This window comes from Pseudorhodoplanes sp., from assembly GCF_046289595.1.
GTDB lineage: Bacteria > Pseudomonadota > Alphaproteobacteria > Rhizobiales > Xanthobacteraceae > Pseudorhodoplanes.
The window spans coordinates 1-6,318 of record NZ_JBKBVB010000175.1 but is presented as its reverse complement, the minus strand read 5'-3'; the positions used below and the strand labels follow the sequence as shown (position 1 = coordinate 6,318).

2 protein-coding genes and 1 rRNA gene are annotated in these 6,318 nt (G+C 63.9%); 2 read left to right on the top strand and 1 reads right to left on the bottom strand.

Going from position 1 to position 6,318, the window contains the following annotated elements; translation table 11 throughout:
- Positions 1 to 401: 401 nt before the first annotated feature.
- Entirely contained in the window at positions 402 to 3,002 is a 2,601-nt protein-coding gene (gene clpB / locus ACK41X_RS22120) for an ATP-dependent chaperone ClpB (RefSeq protein ID WP_409728051.1), read from the top strand.
- Positions 3,003 to 3,175: 173 nt separating this feature from the next.
- Here the strand turns inward: clpB and ACK41X_RS22115 are convergent, their stop codons facing one another.
- On the bottom strand, positions 3,176 to 5,158 hold the full coding sequence (locus tag ACK41X_RS22115; RefSeq protein ID WP_409728048.1) for a M23 family metallopeptidase: 1,983 nt from the start codon (positions 5,156 to 5,158) through the stop codon (positions 3,176 to 3,178).
- An 806-nt stretch (positions 5,159 to 5,964) separates the two neighbouring features.
- On the opposite strand from ACK41X_RS22115, the gene ACK41X_RS22110 reads away from it, so the two are divergent.
- Positions 5,965 to 6,318 (top strand): 16S ribosomal RNA (locus ACK41X_RS22110); the annotation flags it as partial.

Here is a 6,318-nt window from a genome sequence, read left to right as displayed (position 1 = left end):
CCTGCGTCTTTCGGCGCATCATTCCCCTCACATTTTCATGAAAGACGGGCGTCCCCGCGCCGGCCAAAGAACAGGGGCGGCGGCGCTTGCCCGCCCCGCGCCCTTTCACGTCCCGGGCGGCAGGCCGGACCGCGAAACGTCATTCCGCAGGAGGGCTTTCTTGACCATGCCGCAGGGCAGCGCTTCCCAGCGCAGGACTTCGCAAGTTTTTTGCCCGAATCTCCCTTCCGGGTCCGGGACCGCATTCCTACATCGCAGCTGCGGATGCCCGTCCGGGGTCCGCCGGTTTGGTTCGGAGTGTCTTTGGTCTGCCGTTTTGCGGCGGATCATGGTCTCCGGACGAGAGAGATGCTCCGCAGGTGCCTCGTGAAGGGCCGCGGATCAGGCCGAGGGAGCGACAGATGGATTTTGAAAAATACACCGAGCGCGTGCGCGGTTTTATTCAGTCGGCGCATTCGCTGGCCCTCCGTGAGGGCAACCCCCAATTCACCCCCGAACATCTTCTGAAAGTGCTGCTGGACGATCCGGAAGGATTGTGCGCCGGCCTGATCGACCGTTCGGGCGGCCATTCCAGGCAGGCTCTGGCCGACGTGGAAGCCGCGCTGAAGAAGCTGCCGAAAGTCTCCGGCGGCGGCGCTGGCCAGCCGCAGATGACGCCGGCGCTGGCGCGCATTTTCGACCAGGCCGAGAAGGTCGCGCAGAAGGCGGGCGATTCCTACGTCACCGTCGAACGGCTCCTGCTCGCGTTTGCGATGGACCGCGACAGCGAGGCGGGCAAGATTTTGCAGAAGGCGGGCGTCACCGCGCAGAACCTGAATGCGGCGATCGAGGCGATCCGCAAGGGCCGTACCGCAGATACCGCGACCGCCGAAAATGCCTATGACGCTCTGAAGAAATACGCGCGCGATCTGACGCAGGCGGCGCGCGACGGCAAGCTCGATCCTGTGATCGGCCGTGACGAGGAGATTCGCCGGACCATTCAGGTGCTGTCACGCCGGACCAAGAACAATCCCGTTCTGATCGGCGAGCCGGGCGTCGGCAAGACCGCGATCGTGGAAGGCCTGGCGCTGCGCATCGTCAACGGCGACGTGCCGGAATCGCTCGAGGACAAGAAGCTGCTCGCGCTCGACATGGGCGCGCTGATTGCCGGCGCCAAATATCGCGGCGAATTCGAAGAGCGGCTGAAGGCGGTTCTAACCGAAGTCGGCGGCTCGGACGGGCAGATCATTCTTTTCATCGACGAGATGCATACCCTGGTCGGGGCCGGCAAGGCGGACGGGGCGATGGACGCCTCGAACTTGCTCAAGCCGGCTCTGGCGCGCGGCGAACTGCATTGCGTCGGCGCCACCACGCTCGATGAATACCGCAAGCATGTCGAAAAGGATGCCGCGCTGGCGCGGCGCTTCCAGCCGGTCTTTGTCGACGAGCCCAGTGTCGAGGACACCATCTCGATCCTGCGCGGGCTGAAGGAAAAATACGAGGCGCATCACAAGGTGAAGGTCGCGGACGCGGCGCTGGTCGCAGCAGCCACGCTGTCGCACCGCTACATTACCGACCGCTTCCTGCCGGACAAGGCGATCGACCTTGTCGACGAGGCTGCGGCGCGGCTGCGCATGCAGATCGATTCCAAGCCGGAAGAGCTCGACAATCTCGATCGCGAAATCGTGCGTCTGAAGATCGAGCAGGAGGCTTTGCGCAAGGAGACCGATCCGGGCTCCAAGGACCGGCTGAAAAAGCTCGAAAAGGAGCTCGCCGAACTGGAGGAGAAGGCCGACGCTCTCACCGCGAAGTGGAAGGCGGAGAAGGACAAGCTCACCAAGGCGGCCGATCTGCAGAAAGAGCTCGACAAGCTGAAGAATGAACTCGCGGACGCAACGCGCCGTGGCGACTATCAGCGCGCGGGCGAACTGCAATATGGCCGGATTCCCGAGCTCGAGAAGAAGCTGAAGGACGTCGAGGAGGCCAGCGCCGCACACGCCGTGCTGTCGGAGGAGGCCGTCACCGCAAGCCATATCGCACAGGTGGTGTCGCGCTGGACCGGCATTCCGGTCGACCGGATGATGGAAGGCGAGCGCGAGAAGCTGCTCAAGATGGAGGAGCAGATCACCAAGCGCGTGATCGGCCAGAAGGAAGCGGTGCAGGCGGTCTCGACCGCGGTGCGGCGCGCGCGTGCCGGCCTGCAGGATCCTAACCGGCCGATCGGCTCGTTCATGTTCTTAGGCCCGACCGGCGTCGGCAAGACCGAATTGACCAAGGCGCTCGCCGAATTCCTGTTCGACGACGAACACGCGATGGTGCGCATCGACATGTCGGAATTCATGGAGAAGCATTCCGTGGCCCGGCTGATCGGCGCGCCCCCCGGCTATGTCGGCTACGAGGAAGGCGGCGCGCTGACCGAAGCGGTGCGGCGGCGGCCCTATCAGGTGATCCTGTTCGACGAGATCGAGAAGGCGCATCCGGATGTGTTCAACGTGCTGCTGCAGGTGCTCGACGACGGCCGCCTGACCGACGGGCAGGGCCGCACCGTGGACTTCCGCAACACCCTGATCGTGATGACGTCCAATCTCGGCGCCGAATATCTGGTCAACCAGAAGGAAGGCGAGGATTCGGACGCTGTGCGCGACCAGGTGATGGCGGTGGTGCGGGCGAATTTCCGGCCCGAATTCCTCAACCGTGTCGACGAGATATTGCTGTTCCATCGGCTCAAGCGCGAAGACATGAGCCGGATTGTCGACATCCAGCTGCAGCGCCTCTTGAAGCTCCTTGAGGAGCGCAAGATCACGATCACGCTCGAACCTGCAGCGCGCGAATGGCTCGCCGAGAAGGGTTACGATCCGGCCTATGGCGCGCGCCCGCTCAAGCGCGTGATCCAGAAGAACCTGCAGGATCCGCTCGCCGAGCTGATCCTGTCCGGCAAGATCAAGGACGGTGATGAGGTGAAGGTTTCCGTCGGCAAGGGCGGGCTGACCTTCAATGGCGAAGCCGCCAGGCAAGCTGCATAAGGCTGAAGCTCTCTCCCTGCGCTTGCGGGGAGAGCGTCCTTCCTGCCGAGGCGATTATCGGCGCGCCGGTTTGGCCGCCTTTTCGTTGCGCCTTGCTTTGCGTCTTGGCGCCAAACAGGCGGTCGCCGGCTTTGGTCGGTGAACCGGGCTGTCGCCGGTCGCCAACGCCAAGACTAACGCGCGCTGGCGTTGGTCTGCGCCATGCGGCTGCCGCCGCGCGCCATCATGGAGTCGATCCGCTCGCGCTCTTCTTCGAATTGCGCGAGAATTTTGTCTTCCAGCACGCGGCCGCGGGGCAGACGAATGCGCATTGGATCGACAAAACGGCCGTTGACCATGATCTCGTAGTGCAGATGCGCGCCGGTCGACAGGCCGGTCGAGCCGACAAACCCGATCACCTGGCCCTGCCGCACCTTCGCACCCTCGGCGATGCCCTTGGCATAGGCGGTCATGTGGCCATAGGCGGTCTCGTAGCCGTTGGTGTGGCGGATGCGAACATATTTGCCGTAGCCGCCTTCCCAGCCGACCCGGTCCACTTCGCCGTTGCCGGCGGCATAGATCGGCGTGCCGTGAGGCGCCGCCCAGTCCACGCCGGTATGCATCTTGGCGTAGCCAAGGATCGGATGGCGCCGCACACCGAAACCGGAGCGAAGGATGCCGTCGGCGATCGGCTTTCTGACCAGGAATTTCTTCGCGCTCTTCCCGGTCTCGTCGTAGAAGTCGACGATGTTGTCGTCGGGGGTCTGGAAGCGGTAGTAGCGCCGGTATTCGCCGCCGACGGTGAGCGCGGCAAACAGCACGTCGTTGCGGGTCTCGGCGCCGCCCGGCGCTTCATCCTCGCCGGCATAGAGGACGTCGAACGAATCGCCGGGCTGGACCCTGCGCTGGAAATCGACGTCGTAGGAATAGACGCGGATCAGATCGTCGATCACCGCGCGTGGAATCTGGTTGCGGAGCGCGGTCTCGTAGATGCTCTGATAGAGACGCAAGCCGGAGCCGTCGTCCTCCTCCTCGTCATCGCGCGGTTCCGACATCGAGGCGGTGTTCATGGCCGCGACATCCACCGCGACATAGCGCCCGAGGTCGGACAGGGCGATCACGGCCTCGATGGCCGCGTCGTTAGCGACGATCACACGAGCGGGCTGCTGGCGCGCGCCATCGGGCGTCGGCAGCAGCAGAACCCGCACACGGTGGCCTTCTCTCAGGCCGTTGTCGCGCCCTCGGAAACCGAGCGCCGCAGCGATCGCGCGGATTTCCTGCGGGAGCGCGCCGAGGTCCTGGAGGATGCTCGAAATGTTGTCGCCCTTCTTGACGACGACGGACTTCTCGTTGGCGGTGTTCGACGGCGTGGTGTTCTTGGGCAGGAGCGTAATGTTTTCCGGCACGATCCGCGCCTCGAACCCGGCATAGGGATCCGGGTTGCTGTCGGCGGGGGCATAGCCGAGGGCGCGGGGCGGGGTCAGTCCGGCGACCTGATAGCGCGTGCCGGGATCCTGCGCGTTCCAGCTCGCGGCCTCGCGAACGCTCGCAAGGATTTCATCCATCGGCGCGGTGCCGGCAAGTTTCGCGCGCGGCAGGATCGCGGCAAGGTCGCGCTGCTCGAACGAGACTTCCGCATCCGGAGCCGCCGCTTCGGCATTGTTGCTGTTCGGGACCGGCGTGTCGGTGTCGGCCAGCATCTTTTGCGGATTGAAGGGCGGAATATTCGCGGAGAGTTCGGTTGCCGCCAGGGCAAGATTGGAGGAGACCCGCACGTAGGGACGCACCCGGACGATCTCGCGATTGCCGACCCGGCTGGTCGTGGACACGCGGATGACCTGGCGTGCCGAGTTGGTTTCGCCGGCCGGCGGCAGGCGGTCGCCCTTGCGGGGACCGGCGGCGCGCTCGGCGATCGCGCCACGCAGCGCAGTATCGGCGCGCTCGGGCGAGGCGGCGAAATGAGCCTCGCCATCGAGCGATGTAAAAACGGCGCCGCCAATCAGGGCTGCGCCGCAAAGGCCCGTCAGGATTGTGCCGGAAAACCACTGCGCGGAGACGCGCCGGCGGTCGATGGTCATGCCGGTGCCGCCATCGACGGAAATCGGCGGCTCATTGCCAAGATCGATGCGATCGATCTCGCGCCCCGACCGGAATGCCGCCCGCCTTCCGTGATCCAATGCGCCGTCCCCCTCAACCGCGGGCGTATCAAGCTCAAAGCGTGTCCGCCCGGTCCGAACAGTCGACGGATCGCCGCCCCCAAGCAGCGATCCGAACCGGACAACGACGCGGCGGCACGATGCCGTGGCCGCTACAGCCCGTCAATGCGAGCCGGTCATCTTGCCGCAACCGCTTCGAATTGGCCTGCAGGGCCCCGCGAACATGCTCCCCACAGCCTCAGAGGACGACCCATGAATGTGGCCTCAGTACGGCGCGGCCTCCAATTGCCTTGAAAAATCAAGGACTCGACCCATCTAATCTAGACAGGCCCGGGTTTGGGGACGACGCGATTTTTTTTCGTTGTAATCGTGTTGACACGAAAAGGGCTCCCGAATATATACCCCGTCACTGGCGCGCCGCACTGCCTCGGCGTGACGACGCGCCTTTCGAAGCACCTCACTTGAAACAGTGAAATCAGCTTCCGATCAGTTGTCGGAGGCAGGAAAGCTTCGCCGGTTTTTGTCCCCGGGCGTCGGGGATGGGGCCTCCCGGCCCCGGGCTGTTTGAAAAGTGAATCGGAAGAAAGAGAAACGTGGACGGCGGAGTCCTTGCGGGCCGCTTCCAAGTGCATGCTCGGGGTGAATGCCCCAGCCTGTGCGAGGGCGCGGCCAGACGAGAATACTTCGGCGGTCTACGTTTCAAGGTACATCGCAACGGTCGGGCAACCGAGCAATCGGGGGCAAGACCGGTGGATGGACCTCGTCAAAGATGGCGTTGCGAAAGCAACACCAGCGAAACGTGTGATCAGCCGAGATCAAATCTCATGAAACTTGAGAGTTTGATCCTGGCTCAGAGCGAACGCTGGCGGCAGGCCTAACACATGCAAGTCGAGCGCCCCGCAAGGGGAGCGGCAGACGGGAGAGTAACACGTGGGAACGTGCCCTTCAGTACGGAACAACCAAGGGAAACTTTGGCTAATACCGTATACGCCCGCAAGGGGAAAGATTTATCGCTGAAGGATCGGCCCGCGTCTGATTAGCTAGTTGGTGGGGTAATGGCCCACCAAGGCGACGATCAGTAGCTGGTCTGAGAGGATGATCAGCCCCACTGGGACTGAGACACGGCCCAGACTCCTACGGGAGGCAGCAGTGGGGAATATTGGACAATGGGCGCAAGCCTG

Bases quoted from the DNA above. Each gene is read 5' to 3' on its own strand.
- clpB (WP_409728051.1), top strand. From the start codon at position 402: ATGGATTTTGAAAAATACACCGAGCGCGTGCGCGGTTTTATTCAGTCG.